The organism is Sorangium aterium (genome assembly GCF_028368935.1).
GTDB lineage: Bacteria > Myxococcota_A > Polyangia > Polyangiales > Polyangiaceae > Sorangium > Sorangium atrum.
Genome location: NZ_JAQNDK010000004.1, coordinates 606,039 through 629,817, shown reverse-complemented (window position 1 = coordinate 629,817; position 23,779 = coordinate 606,039). Strand labels below are relative to the sequence as shown.

19 protein-coding genes are annotated in these 23,779 nt (G+C 70.5%); 7 read left to right on the top strand and 12 right to left on the bottom strand.

What is annotated here, in order from left to right:
* Positions 1-49: 49 nt before the first annotated feature.
* The 4 genes from POL72_RS33810 to POL72_RS33795 all read right to left on the bottom strand — a co-directional run bounded on the left by POL72_RS33810 (position 50) and on the right by POL72_RS33795 (position 4,601).
* A complete protein-coding gene (locus POL72_RS33810; protein WP_272100908.1) occupies positions 50-2,041 on the bottom strand; it encodes an RCC1 domain-containing protein in 1,992 nt (663 codons plus the stop codon).
* 516 nt (positions 2,042-2,557) lie between these two features.
* Positions 2,558-2,707 carry a hypothetical protein gene (locus POL72_RS33805; RefSeq protein WP_272100907.1) on the bottom strand — a complete coding sequence of 50 codons (150 nt, stop codon included), beginning with the start codon at positions 2,705-2,707 and terminating at the stop codon, positions 2,558-2,560.
* Between the two features lie 404 nt (positions 2,708-3,111).
* A complete protein-coding gene (locus POL72_RS33800; protein WP_272100906.1) occupies positions 3,112-4,164 on the bottom strand; it encodes a LacI family DNA-binding transcriptional regulator in 1,053 nt (350 codons plus the stop codon).
* Between the two features lie 263 nt (positions 4,165-4,427).
* Positions 4,428-4,601, bottom strand: coding sequence for an MYXO-CTERM sorting domain-containing protein (locus tag POL72_RS33795; protein ID WP_272101793.1), 174 nt, complete (start codon positions 4,599-4,601; stop codon positions 4,428-4,430).
* Positions 4,602-5,827: 1,226 nt separating this feature from the next.
* Here POL72_RS33795 and POL72_RS33790 point away from each other — a divergent pair.
* The gene (locus tag POL72_RS33790; protein ID WP_272100905.1) at positions 5,828-7,429 is read left to right on the top strand and encodes a PAS domain-containing protein; all 1,602 of its coding nucleotides are present in this window, start codon (positions 5,828-5,830) and stop codon (positions 7,427-7,429) included.
* Between the two features lie 233 nt (positions 7,430-7,662).
* Here the strand turns inward: POL72_RS33790 and POL72_RS33780 are convergent, their stop codons facing one another.
* Entirely contained in the window at positions 7,663-8,256 is a 594-nt protein-coding gene (locus POL72_RS33780) for a hypothetical protein (RefSeq protein WP_272100904.1), read from the bottom strand.
* A 14-nt stretch (positions 8,257-8,270) separates the two neighbouring features.
* Positions 8,271-9,710: a PQQ-dependent sugar dehydrogenase gene (locus POL72_RS33775; protein WP_272100903.1), complete on the bottom strand. Its 1,440-nt coding sequence runs from the start codon at positions 9,708-9,710 to the stop codon at positions 8,271-8,273.
* A 536-nt stretch (positions 9,711-10,246) separates the two neighbouring features.
* Here POL72_RS33775 and POL72_RS33770 point away from each other — a divergent pair.
* From POL72_RS33770 to POL72_RS33750, 5 genes are all read left to right on the top strand, one after another.
* On the top strand, positions 10,247-10,645 hold the full coding sequence (locus POL72_RS33770) for a hypothetical protein (protein WP_272100902.1): 399 nt from the start codon (positions 10,247-10,249) through the stop codon (positions 10,643-10,645).
* A 474-nt stretch (positions 10,646-11,119) separates the two neighbouring features.
* Positions 11,120-12,496, top strand: a complete 1,377-nt coding sequence (locus POL72_RS33765; RefSeq protein ID WP_272100901.1) for an MFS transporter — start codon at positions 11,120-11,122, stop codon at positions 12,494-12,496.
* A gap of 82 nt (positions 12,497-12,578) precedes the next feature.
* Positions 12,579-13,355 carry a YoaK family protein gene (locus tag POL72_RS33760; protein ID WP_272100900.1) on the top strand — a complete coding sequence of 259 codons (777 nt, stop codon included), beginning with the start codon at positions 12,579-12,581 and terminating at the stop codon, positions 13,353-13,355.
* The gene (locus tag POL72_RS33755; RefSeq protein WP_272101792.1) at positions 13,355-14,581 is read left to right on the top strand and encodes an MFS transporter; all 1,227 of its coding nucleotides are present in this window, start codon (positions 13,355-13,357) and stop codon (positions 14,579-14,581) included. Before POL72_RS33760 ends, POL72_RS33755 begins: the two co-directional genes overlap by 1 nt.
* Positions 14,582-14,844: 263 nt before the next feature.
* A complete protein-coding gene (locus tag POL72_RS33750; RefSeq protein ID WP_272100899.1) occupies positions 14,845-15,780 on the top strand; it encodes a M35 family metalloendopeptidase in 936 nt (311 codons plus the stop codon).
* Positions 15,781-15,981: 201 nt separating this feature from the next.
* Here POL72_RS33750 and POL72_RS33745 read toward each other — a convergent pair whose 3' ends face one another.
* The 4 genes from POL72_RS33745 to POL72_RS33730 all read right to left on the bottom strand — a co-directional run bounded on the left by POL72_RS33745 (position 15,982) and on the right by POL72_RS33730 (position 20,791).
* Positions 15,982-17,661 (bottom strand): methyl-accepting chemotaxis protein, encoded by a 1,680-nt coding sequence (locus POL72_RS33745; protein ID WP_272100898.1) that lies wholly within the window; start codon positions 17,659-17,661, stop codon positions 15,982-15,984.
* Positions 17,640-18,194 (bottom strand): chemotaxis protein CheW, encoded by a 555-nt coding sequence (locus POL72_RS33740; RefSeq protein ID WP_272100897.1) that lies wholly within the window; start codon positions 18,192-18,194, stop codon positions 17,640-17,642. Before POL72_RS33740 ends, POL72_RS33745 begins: the two co-directional genes overlap by 22 nt.
* Positions 18,195-19,091: 897 nt before the next feature.
* On the bottom strand, positions 19,092-19,667 hold the full coding sequence (locus POL72_RS33735) for a YciI family protein (RefSeq protein ID WP_272100896.1): 576 nt from the start codon (positions 19,665-19,667) through the stop codon (positions 19,092-19,094).
* A 191-nt stretch (positions 19,668-19,858) separates the two neighbouring features.
* Positions 19,859-20,791, bottom strand: a complete 933-nt coding sequence (locus POL72_RS33730; protein WP_272100895.1) for an AraC family transcriptional regulator — start codon at positions 20,789-20,791, stop codon at positions 19,859-19,861.
* Between the two features lie 142 nt (positions 20,792-20,933).
* On the opposite strand from POL72_RS33730, the gene POL72_RS33725 reads away from it, so the two are divergent.
* On the top strand, positions 20,934-21,812 hold the full coding sequence (locus tag POL72_RS33725) for an NmrA family NAD(P)-binding protein (protein WP_272100894.1): 879 nt from the start codon (positions 20,934-20,936) through the stop codon (positions 21,810-21,812).
* A 233-nt stretch (positions 21,813-22,045) separates the two neighbouring features.
* Here the strand turns inward: POL72_RS33725 and POL72_RS33720 are convergent, their stop codons facing one another.
* The gene (locus tag POL72_RS33720) at positions 22,046-22,471 is read right to left on the bottom strand and encodes an ester cyclase (protein WP_272100893.1); all 426 of its coding nucleotides are present in this window, start codon (positions 22,469-22,471) and stop codon (positions 22,046-22,048) included.
* A gap of 61 nt (positions 22,472-22,532) precedes the next feature.
* Positions 22,533-23,774 (bottom strand): MFS transporter, encoded by a 1,242-nt coding sequence (locus POL72_RS33715; protein WP_272100892.1) that lies wholly within the window; start codon positions 23,772-23,774, stop codon positions 22,533-22,535.
* Positions 23,775-23,779: the final 5 nt, after the last annotated feature.

The following is a 23,779-nucleotide window of genomic DNA, read 5'->3' as shown; positions in this document are numbered from 1 at the left end:
TCCAAGCGGTCTTCATGGCCATCAATGAGCTGGCTCGGCAACACCGCGCTCACCAGTGCGGCCACACCTCCACCGGGACCCCGACGGACGATCCTACATCGTGGTAGCCGAGCTGCCCGCTGTCGTTGTCGCCCCAGGCCCAGCGGGTCCCGTCGGCGCGCAGCGCCAGCGCGTACATGTCGCCCGCGGCGATGGCGGTGATCTGGTCGAGGAGCACGGGCACCGGGGTGGGATGCGGCTGCGACCACGAATAGCCCGGGTTGCCGAGCTGCCCGCTGCCGTTGCTCCCCCAGGCCCGGGCGGTGCCGTCCGAGCGCAGCGCCAGCGAGTGCCCCATCCCCGCGGCGATCGCGGTCACCGCGTCGAGCCCCGCGACGGGCACCGGCACCGCGCTGTCGGCCGCCACGCCCTGCCCGAGCTGGCCCTCGGACCCCTCGCCCCAGGCCCGCACGGTGCCGTCCGAGCGCAGCGCCAGCGAGTGCCAGGTCCCCGCGGCCACCGCGATCGCCCCGTCGAGCCCCGAGACCTGCACCGGGACCGCGCTGTCGGCCGACGCGCCGTCGCCGAGCTGCCCCTGCGATCCCTCGCCCCAGGCCCACACCGTGCCGTCGGCGAGCACGGCCAGCGCGTGGATGTCGCCCGCCGCGATGGCGACGACGTTGCTCAGGCCGGGCACGGGCGCCGGGGTCGCGCGCCAGCCGACGGTGCCGTCCCCGAGCTGGCCGGAGGAGCTATCGCCCCAGGTCCAGACCGTGCCGTCCGACCGCAGCGCCATCGAGTGATATCGCCCCGCCGCCACGTCGATCACCTGGTCGAGGCCGGGCACCACGACGAGATCGGGGATGGTCGTGGTGGTCCCGAGCTGGCCGCCGTAGTTGGTGCCCCAGGCCCGGACGGTGCCGTCCGCGAGCAGGGCCAGCGAGTGCCCGTAACCTGCGGCGGCGTCGGTCACGCCGCTCAGCTCCTGGACGAAGAACGGATCTCCATAGACCCCGGCGTTCTGGTAGACGCTGACCTGGTAATCGCCGTTGTCGCCCCAGCCCCAGATCGTGCCGTCGGAGCGCACCGCGAGCGAGTGCGCGCTCCCCGCCGCCAGCGTCACCGGCGCGCAGGCGGGGTTCACCAGCCCGTCGCAGTTCTCGTCCTGGGGGCTCGCGCACCACTCCACCTCGTCGGGCACCCTCTGGCCGGTGCACCAGCCATAGCCCGTGCCCTGGGCGTTGCAGGTGCGCACGCCCGCGTGGCAGACGCCCACGCCCTCGGTCCCCGCGGGGCCCTGGTAGCACGGCACGGTCGACCCCGGGACGCAGACGCACCCCGCGCCCTCCTCGTTGGCCTGCCCGTCGCAATCGTCGTCCGCGGCGCTCGTGCACGTCTCGACCGAGGGCAGCACCTCGCCCGTGCAGGCCTCGTAGCCCGTCCCCAGCGCGTTGCAGGTCTGCGTGCCCGCGTGGCAGGCGCCCACGCCCTCGGTGCCCGCGGGGCCGCCATAACAAGGCTGCGCCGATCCCGGGACGCAGGCGCACCCCGCGTCCTCCTCGTTGACCTGCCCGTCGCAATCGTCGTCGGTGATCGTGCCGCACGCCTCGGCCGAGGGCAGGACCTCGCCGGTGCACGGGCCATAGCCCGAGCCCAGCGCGTCGCAGATCATGAAGCCCGCCGCGCAGGCGCCCACGCCCTGGGTGCCGGCCGGGCCGGTGTAGCAAGACGCCAGGGCGTCGGGCTGGCAGAACGTGCTGGGCTCTCCCCCGCCATGCCCGCCGGCCCCATCGCCGCCCTGCCCCCCCGCGCCGCCCTGCCCGCCGGCGCCGTCGCCGCCCTGCCCGCCGTCGCCGCCCTGCCCGCCGTCGCCGCCCTGCCCGCCGTCGCCGCCCTGCCCGCCGTCGCCGCCCTGGCCCTCGCCGCCGTGACCGCCGCTGCTCGTCGTGGTGCTGGAGCCCGTGGGCCCCGGCTTCGGCTCCTCGGCGCTGTTCTCGCAACCCGCGCTGGCCGCGGCCAGCCAGGTGCCGAGCATCACCGCCGGGATCTTCAACGTTCGCATGAATTTCCGCTCTCCGTTCAGGTGGGCGCGGACAGAGCAAGATGGGAGCCAGCGCTCGAGGCTTCCTGGACAGGCGTGAGATCCCGGGGAAAATGCCCGGCAAGCAAGGTGTTGCTTGCGCCGAGTCTGCTCAACTTGAGCAGACTCGGACCAATCCGCCATCTCCCCGAGGAGGTCCGGCCATCTCTCCGAGGAGGTCCGGCCATCTCTCCACCTCCTCGAGGAGATTCGACCACCTCCCCGATCTTTTCTACGATTGAGCCGAACATGATGGTGAGCATCGATCTGTCCCCCGAGGCCGCCCGCCTCTCGCCGCCGCTCGGGTCATGAGCACCGAGGTCTCCAGGCTCTACGTCCTGCTCTGCGGCTACGAGATCCTCGGGAAATATGTCGGCGCGCGAGAACGCAGAGCGCCCGCGCGGGCGATCCCAGTAGAGCCTGCGGGCACTGGCGAGCGGCAAGGCTCCGGCAGCGAGTCGACGCGAGCGGCGGGATCGACGTTCGGCCCAAGCTTGCTCACCCCTCCGGTGCCACCGGCAGCCCGAGCAGCCGACCGATCGTCTCGTGAACGACCCGGGCCGCCACCTCGTCCCCGAGGGCGACGGCGCGGCTCAGTGTGCCGGCGAGCGAGGCGATCACGGTGGCGCGAGGCGACTGATCGATCACGGCGCTCTCCCCGGACCCGAGGCTTGACGCTTGGGCCCGGGTTGGGCCCACGCGTTCCGAGGGGGTGCGATCCGTCGTCACGCTCTCCCCAAATCCCCGGGGAAGCGACGGATCGCGACGGTTCAGCGCCGCGGAACAGTCCCGCCAGGGTTCTCCCTCCCCTCGGATCGCCGTGGTTGCCTCGCTCGCCGGCATCCTGAGCCGCGCCGTCGCCCTCGGGGATGGCGAGGCGGCCCGGGCGGTGGGTTCCCGAGGCGGACAACAACAAGGCCCCAAGCCCTCTATACCCCGACGAGGACAAGCGCCTCATGGCTGCGGTGGATATTCCACTGCCTTATCGGATCTATCACGGGTTTCTGATCCGTGAGCGGATGCGTGCAGACGAAGCTGGCAGGCTGGAGCGCTCATCGGTTCCGGGGGACCGCGGCGGTGCTCTTGCGCAAGATCAGCTCGGCATCGACCACGAGGCGCGAGCAGGAGCGGCGGCCGCTCTCGATCTGCCCGAGCAGCAAGTGGAGGCACCTGCGCCCCAGCTCGGAGAAGTCCTGGCGGACGGTGGTGAGCGGAGGCGTGAAGTAGGCCGCCTCCGGGATGTCGTCGAAGCCGACGACGCTAATGTCCCGCGGCACCGCGCGTCCGCTCTCGTGGAGGTAGCGGAGCACGCCCAGGGTCATCTGGTCGTTGGCCACGAACACGGCGGTGACGCCTGGCGTGCGCGCCAGCTGCGGGGCGAGCTCGTAGCCCGAGCGTGCGCTCCAGTCGCCGCGCAGGAGAGGCGGCGGCTCGACGCCCGCGGCCTCCAGCGTCGAACGCCAGCCCTCGATGCGCTGCTCGGCCTCGAGCGACTCGACCGAACCGGCGATATGCCACACCGTCCGGTGACCCAGGTCGAGGAGATGGCGGGTCGCGGCCGCCGCGCCGCCGTGCTGGTCGACGGCGACCACCGGGACCGAATCGTCCGGCCCCCCCTCGACGGCGACCACCGGCACGTCGGAGGTGACGTGGCGGAGCGCGTCCACCGCCGACCGCAGCGGGGCGATGACCATGATGCCGTCGGCGCCCTGATCGCACAGCCTCTTCACCGCATCCACCACCGGCGCGCGGCTGAGCGATTTCAGGCTGACGACGCTGACGCCGTACCCGGCGTCGTGCGCCGCCGTCTCGAGCCCGTGGAGCGTCGACGCCGGGCCGTAGTGCGTCGTGTCGAAGCTGACCACACCGAGCGTCCGCGAGCGCCCGGTGACGAGCGCCTGCGCCACGGAGCTCGGGCGGTAGTCGAGCTGGCGGATCGCGTCGAGCACGCGCTCCCGCGTGTCCCGATGCACGTGGGGGCTGTCGTGCAGGACCCGCGAGACCGTCTGGTACGAGACGCCGGCGAGCTTGGCCACATCGACCATGACCGCGGCCCGGCGCCCGCCTCTCTTGATGCGCCCCTCGGGAGGAGAGTTGTCGTCCATCGGGGCCAAGCTTAGTCGCGCGCGGGGGGAATGGTATCGACATCCACCACGACCGCACCCCGGCGCCCGCCTCTCCTGATGCGCCGCGCGAGCGGAGCCCTGCCATTGGCCGGGCCCGATCTCGGCGGCGGAGGGGCGGATCGGCGTGAACGTCCCCCGTCGGGCCTCGTCCTCCGGCTTTGCCCTGAGTGGGTCGTCAGCCGCCGGTGGTCGCGCCGCTCGCCTCGATCCGGACACGCTCAGCCCCCGCACGCGTCGGCGATTCAACTCGCACCTGCCTTTCGCGCACGCCGCTGCGCCACGACCGCGCCCAGCGCGACCAGGGCGGCGACCGCGCCCGCCGGGGAGCTGGGCCCCGATTCGACCCGGCAGGCGCGCCCGCCCTCGTCCTCGCTGCCGTTGTCCGCAGGGGCGGCGCCAGCGTCGCCCGTGGCCATGGCGCCGGACGGAAACACTGTCGCACCACAGAGCGATGGTGCCATGATGAGGACCTTGCGTTGGATCGATATTGTGCTCATGACCATTCTTCGACCTCGCCGCTCTCCCGAAGCTTCGTCAGGTGTCGCCAGACAGCTGGTCTCGGAGGTGATCTCGTCGATGAACCGCTTCACGGTGGCGGCGGACAGGTCACCCGTGCCGTGGGCCTGGCAGCCAATGGCATCGATGGAGGCGCCCGCCTCCTTGGGCCGGCCCGCATGTCACGCCGTGGTTACCTCGAAGGAAGCAACGTTCACCGAGCCCCCTAAAGGCTGCGTGGCGTGATTGAAGATGCCGGAGCGATAGCCCAGGAAGTATTGTTAATCCTTGTTCATGTTGAGCGTGTTGCCCAGGCTGGTGAATCGGGTGCCGTCCGTGCTCTAGGAGAATCGCGCTTGCGCGCCGCCCATGTCTGTGCGGACGTTGGCCTCCACGCGTGGCCAGATCGTGTTGCCGGCTCCCCCGGAGCCCGGTGCACCCATCAAGAGCACGTTGTGCCTCTCCGCGGCGGCGATGTTGGGGCCGCCTTCTCCCGGTCGCGTGGCAGCTCGGACTCGCCAGGTCGTTGATCGGAGCGGGCGCGTCGTCGGCCCGCCGCGCTCCCAGGGGTTGGCGGTCCCTGGGTCGTGCCAAATCCATGGCGAAGCGGCTCGTGACGACGCGGTTCGGCCTACGGGGATCTCCACGTCTATCGCACTCTGACGCCTCGTCTTCGTGGCCTGCTACTGTCGACGCGCCCTTGCTCGCCCGTTCGGTGCCGGCGTCAGGCCGAGCAGCCGACCGATCGCCTCGTGAACGACCCGGGCCCCCACCTCATCCCCGAGGGCCCTCGATCCCCGCCACGATGTGCCCGAGGCCGCGGCCGCCTCTGCGAAGGGGCCGAGATGGAACGTGCAGAGTCCACCTCGTAAACCGGATCGCTCGGCGCTCGAAGGAGCTCAGCGAAGAGGCAAGGAATGGAGGGTGGATCACGCAGCGTGTGGGTGCATGGGCGGGCAATGCCAGGACGGCTGCCGGTGTGCCACGGCACGTGGTCGTCCAGGAGGCGCTGCGTCGGCGGCCGCGATCGTACGGCGGTTCAAGGCTCGAGCCACGCCGAGCTCGGCGGAAGCTCCGCTGTCTGCGGACGCGCCATGGGGTCACCGAGGCCAACACCGTAAGGAGATCTTGCTCTACGCTGCTCCCGATGCCTAGCGACGCTCCTGTCGATCTCTACTCGCTCGCCTTCACCTGCAGCGTCGATCCGCTGCTCTTGCTCGACGAAAGCGGCCGGATCCTGGCGCTGAACCCCGCCGCCGAGCGCCTGTCCTCCACGCCCGGGGCGACGGCGCGCGGAGCGCCCGTCGATGAGGCGCTTCGGCCCGATCCGCCCCTCGGCGCGCTGCTCGAGCAGGTGCTCCGCGATCGCGCCCCGCGCGCCCTGCCGCCCGACTTCACCCTCCACCTCGCGAACGAGCGCGTCGTCCTCGCCGAGGGGAGCCTCAGCCCGCTCGTCGACCCCGCGGGCGCGTGCGCCGGGGTGCTCCTCGCGCTGCGCGGCGTGACCGAGCAGCGCCGGGCCGAGCTGGCGGCGCGCGATCGAGGAGCGCGCATCAACGACGCCATCGAGGCGCTCGACGTCGGCTTCGTCATCTACGATGCCGAGGATCGGCTCCGCTTCTTCAACACGGCGTACAAGTCGCTCTACCCCGAATGCGCCGCCGCCATGCAGATAGGCAATGCGTTCGAAGACGTCGTCCGCGAGGGCTGCCGGAACGGGATTCACCTCCACAGCGGCCTCAGCGAAGACGAGTGGGTCGCCGCTCGCCTCGCGGAGCATCGCAGCCCCGGGGACGTCTACATGCGGCGGTTCGGGGACCGCTGGATCGCCCTCAAGAGCGGCCGCCTCGCCGACGGCAGCTTCGTCGGCCTGCGGATCGACACCACCGCGCTCAAGGAGGCAGAGCTCGCCCTCGAACGCGAGCGGCAGTTCATCCGCCTCGTGCTCGACACCATCCCGATCGTCGTCACGGTCAAGGATCGGGACGGCAAGATGAAGCTCGTCAGCAAGAGCTATGCTGAACTGTACGACACCACGGTGGACGCCGCGGTGGGCAAGACCGTTACCGATCTGCCGCGCTCCCACGCCGAGCTCTCTGTCATCGGCGAGATGGACCGGGAGGTGCTCTCGCGCATGCAGCCGGTCTCGAGGGTTCACCCCGTCACGCGCCCGAACAGCAAGGCGCGGTGGATGTCCGTCGTCAAGGTGCCTCTCGTCGAGCAGGACGGCACGACGCACATCCTCGCCATTGGAACGGACATCACGGCGCAGCGGGAGCACGAGGAGCACATGACCGCCACCATCGCCGAGCTCGAGCGGCAGAAGCAGGCCATCGCCGCTCAGCTCGCGGTCATCCAGCGCCAGCAGGCGCTCATCCGCGCCCTGTCCACGCCCATCCTCCAGGTCGCCGAGGGCGTGCTCGCCGTGCCCCTCATCGGCGCGCTCGACAACGCCCGCGCGTCCGACGTCACCAGCAAGCTCCTCGACGAGGTCGTGCGCACTGGCGCTCGCTTCGCCATCATCGACGTCACCGGCATCGAGAGCGTCGACGCCGCGACGGCCGACCACCTCGTCCGCATCGTCCGCGCGATCCGCCTGCTCGGCGCGAGCGGCGTCCTCACCGGCATCGGGCCCGCCGTCGCCCAATCCATGTGCGGCATCGGGGTCGACCTCTCCGGCGTCACCACGCACGGCAATCTGCGCGCCGGGATCGAGGTCTGTCTCCGCTCGCTGTCCGCACGGCGCTGAGCGCCGCCGGCGCCTCCCCTCCTCCGCGAAGGCGACGGGGAACGCCGTGCAGCTCCTGCGCGGCGAACGACCCGGCTCACCACCATCGATCTCCGCCACGAGGCAAGCACGTGTGCACCGGCGCGCGACCCCGGTGCTCTACATGCACCGTGCTAGAATTCTGCCGTCAGGTCGGGGTCGATGACCACCGTCGAGCCCGTCGGCGCGGTCCGCTTGGCCCTGAACCTGTGCCCTCAGACCCGCTCGCCGTAGAGAATCGAGACCGCCGCCATCTCCAGCATCAGCTCCTTGAGGATGAGCTGGTCGGTGGACTTCTCGGCCTCGACATCGAAGGCGAGGTCGCGCAGCTCGTGATGGGCGAGGGCGAGGCCCAGCTGCTCGGCAATGGCGAAGGCGCCCATGGCGTCGAGATTGAGCATGAGAAGGTGGTGGAGGTCCTTCCAGTTGCCCCTGGCACCCCCTGCGAGCCCCTCGACGGCGTCGAGCGCCCTGCGCGCCACGTCCATCACGACGCCCGCGAGGCCTCGCGTCCCCTCCGCCGCCTCGCGGCCGATGGTGCGGGGAAGGCGGTGGGCCACCTCCTCGTGCCTCCGCGCGCGGTCGAGGATCTCCGAGAGGAACTGGCGGATGTTGGGCTCCTCCACCTTGGGGACGGCGATCTCCAGGGCGTTGCGGAAGGCCGTCTGCGCCGTGATGACATGGGCGAGCCACCTGGCCGCACGATCGAGGTGCGCGTCCCAGGTCTCACCGTGGAGATTCAGGAGGTAGGGGCCTTCGATCGCCGCGGGTCCGGGGCCCTCGGGATCGGCCGCTTCGATTCCATCCATCCTATTTCCCTCCCTCACCGCCTGGTCACGCGCCAGATGACGCCCGTATGGGCGTAGGCGACCACGTAGCTGCGGTTTGCCGTGTTGTTGCCGAAGTCGAGCACATAAAGGCTCTTGCCATCCGGGCTGAACGCGCAATCCACGGGCCGCTCGATTCCACCGCTGCCCGGCGTGCCGGAAGCGGGACCGGGAGCTCGGTTTCGCAGGAAGGGCTCACCGGCGCCGGCCGCGATGTCGCAGCGGACGACCTGGAAGCCCCGGCCCAGCGCAGCCTCGCGGTTGGTGTTGAGCGGCGCATAGGTGCCGAACTGGCAGACGAACGCGTGGCCGCGGAAGCCGAACGCGTCCGAGCGGCTGAAGGTGAGCTTGCCGAGCGCCGTGTGCGGCGGGAACAGGAAGACGGCGGGGCCGGCCCAAGGCGGCGGGTTTTCAAGAAAGGGCTCGGCCGCTTTACCCCGGATCGGCCGGTGGAGATCGTGCCAGACGGGGAGGCCGTCGCCGCAGAGGTCCGGATAACCGAACCACTCGGGCTCCTTGACCTCTCCGGGCGGCACCCGAGCGTTCTTGATCCGCCAGATGCGGTCCGGGTCCTCGCCGATGGAGCGCTCGCCCTTCTCCTCGAAGTCGTTGTCGGTGGCGTAGAGGTGGCCGTCTTCCCCGAAGGCAAGTCCAAAGGGGTTGCGGATGCCCCAGGCGAGGAGCTCGAGCTCGCTCCCGTCGGGCCGCGAGCGCCAGACGGCCGAATTGCACTTGAGCTCGCCCTTGACGACCTGGCCCCTCGTCACGGGCGTGCCGAAGGGCTGGAAGGGTCCGGTTTCGGCATAGTAGGGGAACGGCAGGCGTGGATCGCGCGCCCATACGGTATTGCCGGTGAGCGTGACGTCCTGGCCCGGCACGTCGTGCGCGTGGGGGTGCTTGGCGAGGTCCACGGTGAAGCCCTCGGGCACCACGACGCCCTGCAAGCCCACGGAGCCCTGGCCGAAATACATCATCCCGTCATGCGGCCCGAAGATCGGCCCCCCAGGCTCGTGCCAGCCGCCCGAGGGGATCCCGTCCACGAGGACGATACGCTCCCTGGTCCGCAGGTCATGGCGCGTGACCCGCATGTTGTAGCCGCCCTTGAGCGAGACGTAGAGATAGCCGCCCCGAACCGCCATACCGCGGGGACCGCCCAGGTCCTCCACCGCGAAGACCTCCGGGGCCCGTCCCGGGGCCATGCGCCAGATACGCGGTGTCATATAAGGTCGGGTGGGCCAGGTGCTGCCGCCTTCGGCGAAGAAGAGCGTGCCGTCCTCGTCGAAGCAGAGGGCACAGGGGAAGGATAACCCCGCCACGACGGGCTCCACCTCGTAGCCCTCCGGGACCCAGACATCCGCGGCATCCACGCGGCGGCGCACGGGCGTGGGAAGGTCCTTCAGCGCGTCCATCGAGACGCGCGTCATCTGCGGCTGCATGGAGTCCCCCCTTCGCGTCCGGCCCCCTCCGACGGGGTCGGCTGAACGAACGTGGCGCATCCAAGACGGCCGTCGAGGGGAATCGGCCCTCTCCACGCGTCCGATGAGCATCGGTTATGGATGTACAGGTTTGCCCGAAGAGCATTGAGCCGGACGGACAGCTGGGGTCCCAGGGCAGGGAGCCGCAGCCTCCCGAGCTGGGGGCTCGCCACGACGAGCCGAGCGCCGCCGCTGGCTCGGTGGTCCGTCGACGCGAAGATGCGCAGCCCCTGCGGCGTGCGCGGCAGGTTGTAGCTCTCGCGCCAGGTCGACAGCACGCCGCCTGACGCGTCCAGCAGGGCCCACGACACGGTGGCGAGCAGCGTCTCGCCCCCCATCGTCACCACCTGGAGCCCGCGGTGGCGGCAGGCCGTGCAGCCGTCACTGCCGCCGCCATGGATGACGCGCGACGCACGCTCGACCGCCCGCACCTGGACTGCGGCCCGCGGTCACGACCCGACGCCTCGCGCGTTGGGGCGAATGGACAGGAGGTACCGATGGACGACGAGCCCTGTGGACGCGATCTGGCGAACAACGCGGTGGTCCCCGAGCGGCTGGCGGAGCTGTTCCGACACGTGGCAGACAACCTGGAAGCCCACGCGGCCTGGGTGGGCAGCGCCACGCCCGAGGCCCGCCTCGAACACGACGCGATGCGCCGGGTGGCGGCCGGCTACCGCGGGATCGGCGACGCGGCGGGCCGCGCCGCGGAGGCGATGCGGGCTGCGGGCGATCTGCCCGCCGCCCCCCACGACCTCGCGCGCTTCGACCGCGGCGCGTTCGAGGCATGGATGCGCCGCAAGATCGAGCTTCAGCGCGGTTTTGCGGCGCTGCTGCTCGAGCACGCCGAAGCCTCCGAGCGCGTCCTGCGCTCCATGGCGGCCGACGATCACGGGTGACGGCCGCGCGCTGCGTCAGACCATCAGCGCATCGAGCTGCCCGGGGAGCGGATAGGCGCTTCAAGTGCCTTCCAGAGAGCCACCCATTTTTGGCTCACCCAATCGAGCTTGCACGACGCCACGCCGGCCCAGTTTGCCCAGCGCGCCGCAAGGGAGCATCCACGCTCAACATGACCGGTGACCTGTCGCGCCCCTCGGGAGAGCCCGACCCCGCGCGCGGCGCAGCGTATGCATCGTGGGTGCATGGGCAGCGCTCCCGGCGCTGAAGGGGGAAATCATGACAACGAGGGGGCCCGAAGATCGCGAAGGGTTCGCAGAGCGGGACGAGACCGTCTCGAGCCGCACGGCATCCGTGCTCCGGCGGTGACCGCCCCTCCGAGCGAGCCCCTCCCGCGGACGCGCTCCGCACGCCGGATCGGCGATGCGCTGCTGCAACAGCTCGGAGGGCGAGCGCAGGCCAGGGTGATCGTCCTGATGGCGTTGGTGCTGTCGCTCGACAGCGCCGACGCCGGCGCGATCGGGGGTATGGCCACGCCGCTGCAGCGGTCGCTCGGCATCGACAGCACCAAGCTCGGCCTGTTGTTCACGGTCGAGTCCGTCGTCGCCGCCGCCGGCACCATCGTGTTCGGCTGGCTGGTCGATCGCAGGGCGCGGACACGGCTCCTGGCGCTGACGATCGTGCTGTGGGGCGTGGCGATGGTCGCCTGCGGCGCCGCGACCTCCTATGCCGTCCTCCTCGCCGCGCAGGTCGCGCTCGGCGCCGTCATCGCGGCCGCGCAGCCCGCTGTCGCGTCCCTCGTCGGCGACTACTCTCCACCTGATCTGCGCGGTCGGGTGTTCGGCTTCATCCTCTCGGGCGAGCTGATCGGCACGGCGATCGGCGTCATCGCCGCCGGACTGTTGGCCGAAATCTCGTGGCGCCTCGGCTTCTGGGCCCTCGCGCTGCCGACGCCCCTTCTGGCGTGGGCCATCCATCGCCTCCCCGAGCCGGCGCGCGGCGGCGCGAGCTGGCTCCTGCCAGGCCAGGAACGCATCGAAGCGCGTCCGGGCGCGGCGGCGTCACGCGACGAGGGGCCGTGGCGCCGCCCGGCGCAGAGCGTCGGCGCCAGGGCGCGCGCCGCCGGCGTCGAGCCGCGCGAGCGCCTCGTCCGCGACGTCGACCCGCGCAAGCGGTCGTTTGTCTGGGGGCTCGGCTACGTGCTCCGCATCCCGACCAACCTGGTCCTGATCATCAGCTCCGCGCTCGGCTACTACTTCTTCGGCGGGCTGCGCATCTTCTCCATCGAGCTCCTGACCGGCCGCTACCACCTCAGCCACCAGGCGGCCCTCGGCGTCGCCGCGATCGTGGGCTCCGGCGCGGTCCTCGGCGTCTACGCCGCCGGCAAGGGCGTCGATGGGCTGCTTGCCCGCGGGCACGACACGGCGCGCATCTGGGTGGCCTCGTGCGCGTACCTGGCGAGCGCGGCGCTGTTCCTTCTCGGCCTGCTCTCCGTCGCGCTCGCCACAGCGCTGATCCTGTACTTCCTCGCCGCGTTCGCGCTCGCGGCCGCCAACCCTCCTCTCGACGCAGCGCGGCTCGACATCGTGCCCTCGCACCTGTGGGGTCGCGCGGAGGGCGTCCGGATGACGGTACGCAAAGCGGCGGAGGCCGCCGCGCCGGTGGTCTTCGGGTACGTCGCCGAGGACGTCTTCGGCGGCGGTCCGTCACCCCTGCGCGCGACCTTCTCCGTCATGCTCATCTCGCTGTGCGGAAGCGGGCTCATCAGCCTGATCGCGCTCCGGACGTACCGCCGCGACGCCGCCAGCGCCGACGCGCTCACCGAGCGAGCGCGCGGGCGTGGTCGCCGCTGAGCCCCGGGCGCGACGATCGCGCGGTGTCACGGCGCGATCCTCGTGGCGCAGCGGTTGCAAAAGTTGCAAATCGCGCGGCGGCGTGGGCAGGCCGGTGAACGTGATCGACGCGAGGTTCGGCGTGGCTGCCGCGCTCGCCTTCGTGTCCGGGGCCGTCGACGTGATCGGCTGGCTGTCGCTCGATCACCTCTACACGGCGCACATGACGGGCAACAGCGCCGCGCTCGGCCAGGCCATCGCCCGCGGAGATGCGCGCGCGATCGTGACGCGCGGGCTCCCGGCCGTGGTCTTCATGGCGGGCGTGGTGGGCGGCGCCACGCTCGCCGAGGCCTGCATCCATCGCGGCGTGCGCGCCGCCGTCGCGCCGGGCCTCGCGCTCACCGCGGCCCTGCTCGTGGGCTTCCTCGCCGGGGTGAGCGTGACCGCGTACGCGGGGCCGGTCCCGCTCGAGCCAGCCTGGGCGTTCGACCTGCAGGCGTCGCTCGTCAGCCTGGCGATGGGGGTGCAGACGGCCACGTTCCGCCGCATCGACGGCGTGACGGTGCGCACCACGTACATCACTGGCATGCTCACCAACTTCGCCGAAGAGCTGGCCCAGCTGCTCGCCAGGCCTCGCGATGCTCCCGTCGACCTGCGCTCGACGGCGCGACACCTCGTGGCCACGGGGCTGATCTGGCCGAGCTTCGTTGCGGGCGCCGCCGTGAGCGCGCTCGCGTACGCGCGCTGGCGCGCGCACGCGCTGGCGATCCCGGTCCTGCTGCTCGTCTCGCTGGTGGTGCTCGACCTCGCGTGGCCCATGGGCGGGCCCAGCGGGACGGCCGCGTGGCGGCGAGAGCAGCGGCGCCGGAGCGGCGAGTGATGCGGCCGGCGCGGGCGCGGCTCTCGAGCGCGGAGCGACGCCTCCTCCTTCTCCTCGGCGCCCCCGGCCTGGGACTGTCGTTGTCCCTCACGGTCATCTCCACGTACCTCCCCGTGCTCGCGCGCGAGTTCACGCGATCGCGCGCCGGCATCGGCGCGCTCGTCGGCGGCGAGGGGCTCGTCGCCCTGCTCGTCCCCCTCTGGATCGGCGGCTTCTCCGATCGCGTCGACACCCGGTTCGGCCGCCGTGTCCCGTTCCTGATGGCGACAGCGCCCGTCGCGGCGATCGCCCTCGCGCTCATCCCGTTCGCGCGCTCCCTCCCCGTCATGGCCGTGGAAGTGTCCTTCTTCTACGCCGCCTATTTCACCTACCTCGCGCCCTATCGCGCGCTCTACGCCGATCTCGTCCCCCTGAACCTGAGCGGCCGCGCGCAGGGGATCCAGGGCATCTTCAGCCAGGTGGGCCTCGGATCCGCGCTCGTCGGCGGGGGGGTGCTCCTCGAGCTCTGGCGGCCGCTGCCGTACCTCGTCGCGGCCGCCGCCTTGCTCCTCGGGACCGTGCTGCTGGTGCTCGGGCTGCGTGGGACCCCAGGGCCGCCCGCGGTCCCACAGCGCGACTCCCGCTCGCCCGCCGCGGAGGTCTGGGCGCTGCTCCGTGACCACCGCGCCATCCGCGCCCTCATGATCGCCAACGCGCTCCTCTCGCTCACGCTCGGCGGCTTGAAGGCCTTCGTCGTGCTCTGGCTGACCGAGGGGCTCGGCAAGAGCATGAAGTTCATCGCCGGCGCGATGACCGTCGTCGCCGTGGGGGCCCTCGTCGGCGCGCTCGTGAGCGGCCACCTCGCGGACCGGCACGGCGCGGCGCGCGTCCTCGCGCGCACGCTCGTCGTCTTCGGGCTCGGGCTGGCCCTCCCCGCCTTCTCCAGCTCCACGGTCCTCCTCGGCGCGGAGCTCCCGCTCATCGCCTTCTGCGGCGGGGCAGCGAGCACCCTGCCCTACGCGATCCTCATGCAGCGGATGCCCGCTCGAAGCCACGGCGCCGCGGCGGGCCTCTTCGACGTGAGCGGCGGCATCGGGACGCTCCTTGGGCCCGCGCTCACCGGCGCGGCCATCGATCTCCTGCGCCCGCTCTTCGCCTCCACCGAGGGGTACGCCGCGATGTGGCTCGTGCTCAGCGCGTCCACGCTCGCGAGCGTCGCGATGCTGCGGCGCGCGCGGAGCGGCTGACGCCCGGGCGTCGCGCGCGCGCACGAGGAGACGGGGCGCCGCGGCTCGGGAAGAAATAGATCGCCGCCTTGAACGATCCTCCTGCCGCCGGGCACTCCTTCGGAGCTCGCTCCAACCTGATGGAGCACAAGCGCGATCCGATGAAGGCGGAGACCATGGACGTGAACAGGAGAAGAGTCCGCATGGATACGATCCACGGCGACGCGGCAATGAGAACATCTCGCCGCCGAGCCAATGCTGCTGCACCGCTTTGGCCTGCGGTGATGGCGCTCCTCTTCTCGGCGGCCGCCTGCAACGACGAGGCAAACGACCCGGAGGACAGCGGCGATCTCGGCGAGATCCCGGCCACGATGACGCCGGTGTTCCTGAGCGAGGACGAGGCACGTGAGGAGATCACTCGCCGAGACGAATTCGTCTCGGCCATGAGCGCGTTCGATCTGGAGAGCAGGACGGGCGCTCCTCAGCCCGTCGCGGTCGAGGACTACCTGGGCGTCGTGCGGAAGCATGTCCTCGCGTTCTCCGAGGCCGAGGAGGAGAACGTCGGCGAACAAGTGAACGCCGTCCTCGACCGGATGGCGGAGCGCGGCCTGCGTCCCCCGGCGAATCCCCCGGAGGTCCGCTTCGTCCGCACGGATGGCGAGGAAGAAGGAGCGTCGGCTGCCTACACGCGGAGCGGAACGGTATTCCTCTGCGATCAGTTCTTCGCCCTGGATCCCGCCCTTCAGATCCATACCGTGGCGCACGAGCTGTTTCATATCTGGAGCCGCGCGAACCCCGACGTCGTCCGCTGGCCGGCGCATGAGGCGCTCGGCTTTTTCCGCGTCCAGGGCCTGACGCTTCCGCCGGGCCTGGCGGACAGGAAAATCACGAACCCTGATGATCCGCTCCTCGAGGAGGTCATCCACGTTTCCTTCGACGGCGCGCCGGTGGACGTGGCCCTCGCCACCATCGCGCGCTCGGACTACGAAGGTGGATCGTTCTTCGACTATCTGGATCTGTGGCTGGTGGAGCCCGAGAGCGGCGCGCTTCACTCCCTCGAGTCCGCGGAAGGTCTGTTCGAGCAGCTCGGGACGACGACCGAGTACATCCTCTCCGCCGAAGAGATCTCCGCGGAGCACTTCGCCATCGGCCTCCTCCAGGACGTAGAGATCCGCGATCCTGAGCTCATCGAGGCGGTCCTGCTGCCGTTCAAGCCGTGACGCGGGCGAGGCGGCCCCCGCTGCTGTGCGTTCCTCGTGCCGAGTCGGGGCGACGGCGAGCCAAGGCACGCCACCTTTCCACGATGCGTCGGGGCGGCACGACGGGGTAAGGTCGGAGCTCAAGGCGCTCCGCGCTGAGGTGGCTGTCAGCGGTGAAGGGGGCTGATGACGCCGGCGCCTCGCCCACGTCTCCGACAGGATCTAGAATGGGACGAAGTCCTGATCGCCCGCGGCGCGCGGCGCGCGCCCGTTGCTCGATGCGCCGCCGCTCGGGGGGCCCTTCTGCGGCGCCCTCCACAGCGCCCTGTCGCCGCGGCGGTCCGGTAGTCGCCCCGGCGCCGCAGGCCTGTGGCCCGGGTCGCCGTCGCTCTCCTGCGCGAGGCGGAACGACGCCATCACGTTCTGGAGCTGCTCTGCCTGTGCCGAGAGCTCGGCCGCCGTGCTGGCGAGCTCCTCGGAGATCGCCGCGTTGCGCTGCGTGGCCTGCTCTATCAGCTCCACCGCACCGCTGATCTGGGTCACGCCGTTCGACTGCTCCCTGGATGCCATGGCGACGCCCTGCACCAGCTCCGCGGTCTCCCGGATCGACGGGACGAGCTCCGCGATGAGCTGTCCCGAGCGCTCCGCGACGACGATGCTCGACGCGGCGAACGAGCCGATCTCCTTCGCCGCATCCCGGCTTCGCTCGGCCAGCCGCCGCACCTCCGTGGCGACCACGGCGAAGCCCCTGCCGTGCTCGCCCGCGCGAGCCGCCTCGATCGCGGCGTTCAAGGCGAGCAGGTTCGTCTGGTACGCGATCTCCTCGATGATCACGATCCGCTGGGTGATCGACTTCATCGCCTCGACCGTCTCCCGGACCGCCTGACCGCTCTGCTCCGCGTCCCTCGTCCTCCGGTGCGCCGTCTCCTCGACCTGCTTGCAGTTGGCGGCGTTCTTCGCGATCGTGCCGCTCAGCTGCTGCAGGCTGGTCATCGTCTCTTCCACGGACGCCGCCTGCTCGCTGGTGCCCTGCGACAGGCTCTGCGCCGTCGCCGAGAGCTGCACCGAGACCGAGGAGACCGAGACCGCGCCGCTCCGGACTTCGCCGATGAGGCCCGCCAGGCGCTCCGACATGGCCTTCACGGCGCCGAGCATCTGGCCGAACTCGTCGGAGCTCTTCACCGTGACGTGGCCCGTGAAGTCGCCCCCGGCGATGCGCTGGTGGATCGACACCGCCTGGGTGAGCGGCAAGAGGATCATCCTGCTGAAGACGACGGCGAGCACGGCGGCGACGACGATCGCGAGCAGACCTCCTATCTGCAGCGTCACGTACATCGTCTTGATGAGCGCGTTCGTCGCCGCCTGCCGCTGGCCGAGGAGGGAGGTCTCCTCGTCGTCGATCTCCTTGAGCGCCGCGCGCATCTGGTCCATGAGGATCTTTCCGCGCCCCTTCCTGACCTCCTCGACGGCGCGATCCGCCGGCGCCCTCGCCTCGTCCGCGCTGCGGCGCTGCTGGATGATCGGCTCCAGCACGGAGGAGAGCCACTCGTCGTGGAGCTTGTCGATCTTCTCGAGGCGCGCCTGCTGGCGCGGGTTGTCCCTGGTGAGCTCCCGGGCACGGCTCAGGCTTTGCTCGAACCGGTCGCGCCCGCCGCGGTACGGCTCCAGGAACGCTTCCACCCCGGTGATGACGAAGCCGCGCTCTCCTGTCTCGGTGTCGAGCAGCGACTTCATGATCTCGCTCGTCGTGAGCATCACCTCGTACGTGTGCTGGTCCCATGAGCGGGCCTCGTCGAGCTCCGAGAACCTCTTGTAGGCCGTGCCCGCCAGTCCGAGGACGAGGACGACCATGGCGGCGAATCCGAGGTAGAGCTTCCGGCCTACTCCGATATGCGCAAGCATGATGCGTGCTCCGGGCTAGATGTGGTGCGGCTTCCTTCGAGCCCCGCCGAGGGGCCGGGCGTCGTCGAGGCCAGGAGCTCCGCCGGCGAGAGGATGCGGTCGATGTTGAGCAGCAGCACGAGCTTCTGGCCCACCTTCGCCATCCCGAGCAGCTGATCCACGCGCACCTGCGCGCCAAAGGCCGGCGTGTGCTCGATCTCGTCCTCGGAGAGCGTGAGCACATCGCCCACGCCGTCGATGAGCAGGCCGAGGCGGGTGCTCTCGCCATCGAGCTCGGTCTCGACGATGAGGACGCACGTCCACCGGCTCACCCTCGTCGGCGGCAGCCCGAGCTTGACCGCGAGATCGATGACCGGCACGACGCGGCCCCGAAGGTTCATGGCGCCGACGATGCACGCTGGCATCATCGGGACCCGCGAGATGACGCTGTGCTCGACGATCTCCCGCGCCCGGAGGATGTTCACGGCGTACTCGTCCCCCGCGATGATGAAGGAGATATATTGCGACACGGGGCTCGACGCGTCGGGAATCATGACGCCTCCATGGAGAGAGATGGAAAACGGGCGCCCTGCGCACCGGGGCGCCGGCTCATCCTGGGCTGCCTCCGGCGGCCGATGGACATCGTCGGGCCCCCCCTCGATCCGATTCAGCGGACATAGGATGGCCGTGCCATTGCGTATGAGCACGACTCCCCCTCTTCCACCTACCTGCGGGGCGTCTCCCCCGAGCAGGATCACCCTACCACGAGAGTAGGCGGAATCTCCAATAGAAATTTTCAACACGCACGTATCTGGTCCCTGTCGGTCGCGATGATTTGCCGGCGCGCCCGGATCCTCTCCATGAGGTTCGAGGCCACGACTCTGGTGGTATGCAGGCGGGCAGGCGCTGGCGCTGGTGGGCCTGCAGCCGGCGCGCGCATCCTCGAGTGGAGGCGCCATCCCCGCAGCGACAGCGATCGCGCGCGGAACAGGCGCGCGAGCTCCGCGACAGGGAGCTCATGGAGGTCGAAGGCGGGTGGAAGGAGGCAGCAGGGAGGCAGGTAGCAGGGAAGCAAAGGATGTGCGCCGCGACGACGCACAGCAAGCCTGAAGGAGCGACGCGCGGGTGCGTTCGAATGTCGAGCCCAGGGGGAGCTCGTGGCGCTCGAGCACACGCCCGCCGAATTCGCGCTCCTGGACGAGGGAGACGCCTGATGCGGTGCGCTCGATGCGCAGCGCTCCCCGTTGCTCGGGCCGGTCCAGGTCCTTCCCTGGTGTGACGCCGGGCCGCCTCACGGTCGCGACCGGGCGTGAAACCTCGCTCCGCTGTCAGGACGAACGAGCGTCGGCTCTCCCGGTCTCAGGCGCGGCGCGCGCGGCGAGCATGGGGCGGAACGGCGAGCGATCGACAAGGCGGCGCGCCCTTCGGCCACGTTTGCCGGATGCAGGTATTCAGCTGCCATGAGTCACTCTCCCCTTCGAGAGCGACGCGCTCCAGGCAGGCGCGACTTCCTCGATGATCTTCCTGAACTGTAGCGGGATATCCGAGAGCTCCGTCATCTGGTGAATCGTGAGCACCTCGTCGCTGCCGAACCCGACCGGACACCGCAAGGCCCATTCGATCGCCTCCTCCTTGGAGTTCACCTCGATAAGGTAGAACCCGCCGACCAGCTCCTTCGACTCGGTGAAGGGCCCATCGAGCACGGCGCGCTTTCCGCCGACGATCCCGATGCGCGCGCGGGCCCCGCTCGGGTTGAGCCCTTCGGAAGCGATCAGCACGCCGGCCTTCGTCATATCATCATTGTATTTCATGTAGGCGGCAAATAGCTTCTCGTCGATAGGCGCATCCGCCTCGGCTTTCGGATCGTTCGCGCCGGGCGCCTTCGCATCGTCCTCGGCTCGTCCTGCGGTGATCATGAATCGCATCGTCGTCTCTCCTGGAGGTTCGAAGCGGGGGACCAGCGGGCCTCGACCGGGTGTCCCCCTGCCTTCACCGTGAAGACGAACGAGGGTCGGTCGGATCGACACGCCCGGCGAATCTTTTTGTCGTGTGCGCTAAATGACCGAAATCAAGCGACTTTGGGCAGCCTAGCGGCCGCTGGCGGGTCCACGGACACGCCGCAGATCCCCATCTCCACGGCGCTGGCCTGGGCCGCGCAGCTGGCAGCTCAATCAGATCGCGAAGAGCTCCGGCGTGCACGGCGGGTCGGCTCGAGCGCTCACGGCGCGCCGCCGAGCCCCGGCGCCTCCGCCCGGCTGCGCCGGAACGACGCCGGGGCCACCCCGCGGCTGCGCTTGAAGGCCCTGCTGAAGGCGAACTCCGACTCGTACCCCACCCGGCGCGCCACCTCGGCCAGGGAGGCCTCGCTCTGGAGCAGGATCCGCGAGGCGAGCCCCATGCGCCAGCGGGTCAGGTACCCGAGCGGCGGCTCGCCCAGCTCGGCCGTGAACCGGCGGGCGAACGCCGCGCGCGACAGCCCTGCCTCCCGGGCCAGCGTCTCCACCGTCCAGGGGGCCGCCGGGTCCGCGTGCATGCTGGCCAGCGCCCGCGAGAGCGCCGCGTCCTTCAGCGCCGGCAGCCACCCGGGCGCCGACGCGGCCACGCCGTCCGCCCACGCCCGCAGGATGTACAGGAACAGGGCGTCGAACAGGTGCTGCACCAGCACCTCGCTCCCCGGGCCCGGCCGATCCAGCTCGGCGGTCACCAGCGACATGACCGCCGAGAGCGGCGGGTTCGCCCGCACCTCCTTCGCGGCGAAGTGCACGACCGGCGGCAGCCCGCGCAGCATCGGCTCGGCGAGCTGCGCGTCGAGGCAGTAGGCGCCGCACACCATGGTCGTCACCGGGCCCCCGGTGGGCAGAATGGATCGCCGCTCGAGCAGGCGCTCGAGCGGCTCGGCCCGGCCATCGCGGGCGTGCACCAGCTCGTGCGCCAGCCCCTGCGGCAGGAGGCAGAGATCCCCCTGGTGCAAGGCCAGCGGCGCAGCGCCCTCGCGCCGCAGCCAGCAGGCCCCCTCCGTGACGATGTGGAACGTCACCTGCGCGCGGGCCTCGAGGCGCATCCCCCACGGCGCCGGCAGGCGGCTCCGGGCCAGCAGCACCCCTTTCGTGCTCAGCACGCGGCACCACTCCGTGAGGACGTCGGTCGACATGGCTCACCGATCGTACAGGGCGGTGAGACGATCGGACATGAAATAAAGACATACTCGTATGGATCATCTCTCCAAGCATCCCAATACTGCCGTGCATCCGGACGTGGCGAACATCCACACACGCCGGCAGGAGGAGAGAGAGATGGGCACCAGCAATGGCAGCGGCGGCGGCAACAAGATCCTGGTCCTGACGAGCACCGGAACGGTCGGGAAGCTCCTGATCGAGCAGCTCACCCAGGCGGGGGAGCAGGTGCGCGCGGGGTCCCGCGATCCCGCGAAGGTGGCGCCGGTGCGCGGCGTCGAGGTGGTGCGCTTCGATTACCGCGATTCCAGCACCTTCGCCGGGGCCCTGGAGGGGGTGAACCGGGTATTTTTGCTGTCGCCCTCGGGCGAGCTGTCTCAATACGATCTGCTGGTCCCGTTCCTGGAGACGGCGATCTCGGGCGGTAAGCGCAAGATCGTGCTGCTGACCGCGTCCGGCGTGGAGTACGACGACAGCCAGCCCCTGCGCCGCGTGGAGCTCTTCCTCGAGCGGTCGGGGGCTCCTTACGTGATCCTGCGCCCGACCTGGTTCCTCGACAACTTCCACACGTTCTGGCGCGGGCCGATCGTCCACGCCGGGGTGCTCCCCATCCCGGCGGCGGACTCCAGGACGGCCTTCATCGACGCGAGGGACATCGCGGCCTCGGCGGTCGCGGCGCTGCGATCGGACAAGTTCGACAAGAAGGCGTTCACGCTCACCGGCCCGGAGGCGCTGACCTACGCCGAGGCGGCCGCGGCCCTGTCCAAGGTGTCGGGGCGAGCCATCCAGTACGTGAACACGGACGACGCGTCCTTCATCCAGGGAGCGCGGCAAGCGGGGATCTCCGAGGGATACGCGAACTTCCTCGCCGGGCTGTTCGGGTTCGTGAGGCAGGGCGCCGCGGCGCAGGTCAGCGCGGGCGTGACCACCTTGACCGGCCAGCCCCCGCGCACCCTGGCGCAGTACGCTCAGGACCACAAGGACGCCTGGAAGGCGTGAGCGCGGCCCGCGACCTATAGACGGTGCGGTCCGGCGAGATCCGTCGTCGGACCGCACCCTCGACTCCATTGCTCGGCGCTCCACGAGGATCCCTGAGGGTCGAGGGCGGCGCCCTCGAGAAGGCAAACCAGGCCGAGCTCGACCGCGGGAGCGTGGTAGCTCGACTGGCACAGCTGCCAGATCAGCCGATCATCGAAGCCAGAGGCGTCGAGCGCGGCGCACATGACCTCGACCTATTGCCCCGGCGCCGGAAGGAGGCCCAGCTGCTGCCTTGTGCGCAGATCGTCGCTGTGCGCCCAGTGCTCGGCCACCCTCTTGCCGACGTAACGCACGATGTGGGTTCCGCTGGACGCGATCGCGCGGTTCGTCGCCGGGATCCCGTGGTACGCGCCGCGGTGCGTGCCGGTGAACGAGACGCGGGCGACCAGCTTGTCCCCCTCCGCGATCAGGTCCTCTATCGTGATGTGAAAATCGGGGAACGCCTCGAGGAACATCGCGAAGGTCGCCTTGAGCCCCGCGAGCCCCGGCCCCTGCTGCGGCGGCGCCGCGTGGTCGACAACGTCGTCGGTGAAGTACGCGTCCGCCGCGGCGACGTTCCTCCGGTGCCACACCTCCTCGACGTACTCCCGATACAGCGACTTGAGATCGTGCGTGCTCATGGCCAAAGCTCCTTCTTCGTCTCTTCGATGAAATGCGCGGTGCGCCGTGCGCGGTGCGCAGTCAAACCCGCGCCGTCTCCTCGAGCTCCTTGCCCCGCGTCTCCGGGAGGAACCACAGGATGAGTCCCAGCGCGATCAGCGGAAAGATGACCGTCGCCGACATGGCCGGTCCCCAGCCGACGCGCTCCGCCGCGATGCCCAGGAAGACCGGCGAGAGCATGTACGCGGTCCGGCCGAGCAGGTTGTTCGACCAGGCGAGCGCGTCGCTCCTGAGGTGCGTCGGGAACAGCTCGGTCGTGTACGCGTTCAACACGGGGAGCACGGCGCTCCCGCCGAAGATGCAGAGCGCCAGCGCGGCCGTGAGCCCCGCGTGCGAGCGGAGCGAGTACCCGCCGAACACGCCGGCGGACGCCAGCGCGAAGGCGATCACCGCGCCCTTGCGGCGGCCCACGGCGTCGAGCAGCTTCCCCGACGTGAAGACGAACGGCATGGCGACGATCGCGGCGATCATGATGCTGGTGCCCACCTGACCGTCGGTGAGCCCGCGCTCGCGGGTGGCGAACGTCTTCCAGAACGTGACGGCGTTCTGGACGCAGACGAACATCAGCCCCCAGATCAGGGCGAGCTTCAGCATCCTCCCGCGGTACTCGGAGCTGAGGATGCGCGTGAACGGCTGTGCTTCCTCGTGCCTCCGCTCGAGCGCGAGCCGCTCGAACCGCGCAGTCTCGCGGAGGCCGCGCCGGGCCAGCGCGACGAGTACCAAGGGGATGGCGCCGACGAAGTAGATGGTCCGCCACCCGAGTGAGGTCGAGAGGAACAGCGGCACGAGCCCGGCGCACGTGATGGTGCCCAGGCTGGAGAACGCCTCGATGAGGCCGATCGCCAGCCCGCGCCGGTCCTTCGGGAACTCCTCGGCCGCGTAGACCACGCTGACCGCGTACTCGGCGACGAGGAAGACGCGCGCGAGGAGCTGGCAGCCGGCGAACACGAAGACGTTCGGCGCGAGGCCCGTGAGCAGGGAGAACAAGGTGTAGCCCGCGATGGTGATCGTCAGGAGCCGCCGCCGGCCCCAGTGGTCCGCCTTGCGGACGAGGAGGAAGGCGAGCATCGAGCCAAAGCTGATGACCCCGATGAGGAGCCCTTCCCCCTTCGCGGAGAGCCCCATCTCCGCGCCGAGGTTCGGCAGGATCTGCGTGATCGCCAGTCGGTCGTAGCCCTCGAAGAACGAGGCGACGCTCAGGAACGCGAGGAGCCGCCACTGGTAGGGGGTGAGCGGCGTCTTCTCGACATCACGGGTGGCCATGAAAG

What these genes read in the sequence shown, in the direction of transcription:
- POL72_RS33810 (WP_272100908.1), bottom strand. Translation starts at nt 2,041, where the DNA reads ATGCGAACGTTGAAGATCCCGGCGGTGATGCTCGGCACCTGGCTGGCC.
- POL72_RS33800 (WP_272100906.1), bottom strand. Translation starts at nt 4,164, where the DNA reads ATGGACGACAACTCTCCTCCCGAGGGGCGCATCAAGAGAGGCGGGCGC.
- POL72_RS33795 (WP_272101793.1), bottom strand. Translation starts at nt 4,601, where the DNA reads ATGGCCACGGGCGACGCTGGCGCCGCCCCTGCGGACAACGGCAGCGAG.
- POL72_RS33790 (WP_272100905.1), top strand. Translation starts at nt 5,828, where the DNA reads ATGCCTAGCGACGCTCCTGTCGATCTCTACTCGCTCGCCTTCACCTGC.
- POL72_RS33780 (WP_272100904.1), bottom strand. Translation starts at nt 8,256, where the DNA reads ATGGATGGAATCGAAGCGGCCGATCCCGAGGGCCCCGGACCCGCGGCG.
- POL72_RS33775 (WP_272100903.1), bottom strand. Translation starts at nt 9,710, where the DNA reads ATGCAGCCGCAGATGACGCGCGTCTCGATGGACGCGCTGAAGGACCTT.
- POL72_RS33770 (WP_272100902.1), top strand. Translation starts at nt 10,247, where the DNA reads ATGGACGACGAGCCCTGTGGACGCGATCTGGCGAACAACGCGGTGGTC.
- POL72_RS33765 (WP_272100901.1), top strand. Translation starts at nt 11,120, where the DNA reads ATGGCGTTGGTGCTGTCGCTCGACAGCGCCGACGCCGGCGCGATCGGG.
- POL72_RS33755 (WP_272101792.1), top strand. Translation starts at nt 13,355, where the DNA reads ATGCGGCCGGCGCGGGCGCGGCTCTCGAGCGCGGAGCGACGCCTCCTC.
- POL72_RS33750 (WP_272100899.1), top strand. Translation starts at nt 14,845, where the DNA reads ATGGCGCTCCTCTTCTCGGCGGCCGCCTGCAACGACGAGGCAAACGAC.
- POL72_RS33745 (WP_272100898.1), bottom strand. Translation starts at nt 17,661, where the DNA reads ATGCTTGCGCATATCGGAGTAGGCCGGAAGCTCTACCTCGGATTCGCC.
- POL72_RS33740 (WP_272100897.1), bottom strand. Translation starts at nt 18,194, where the DNA reads ATGATTCCCGACGCGTCGAGCCCCGTGTCGCAATATATCTCCTTCATC.
- POL72_RS33730 (WP_272100895.1), bottom strand. Translation starts at nt 20,791, where the DNA reads ATGTCGACCGACGTCCTCACGGAGTGGTGCCGCGTGCTGAGCACGAAA.
- POL72_RS33725 (WP_272100894.1), top strand. Translation starts at nt 20,934, where the DNA reads ATGGGCACCAGCAATGGCAGCGGCGGCGGCAACAAGATCCTGGTCCTG.
- POL72_RS33720 (WP_272100893.1), bottom strand. Translation starts at nt 22,471, where the DNA reads ATGAGCACGCACGATCTCAAGTCGCTGTATCGGGAGTACGTCGAGGAG.
- POL72_RS33715 (WP_272100892.1), bottom strand. Translation starts at nt 23,774, where the DNA reads ATGGCCACCCGTGATGTCGAGAAGACGCCGCTCACCCCCTACCAGTGG.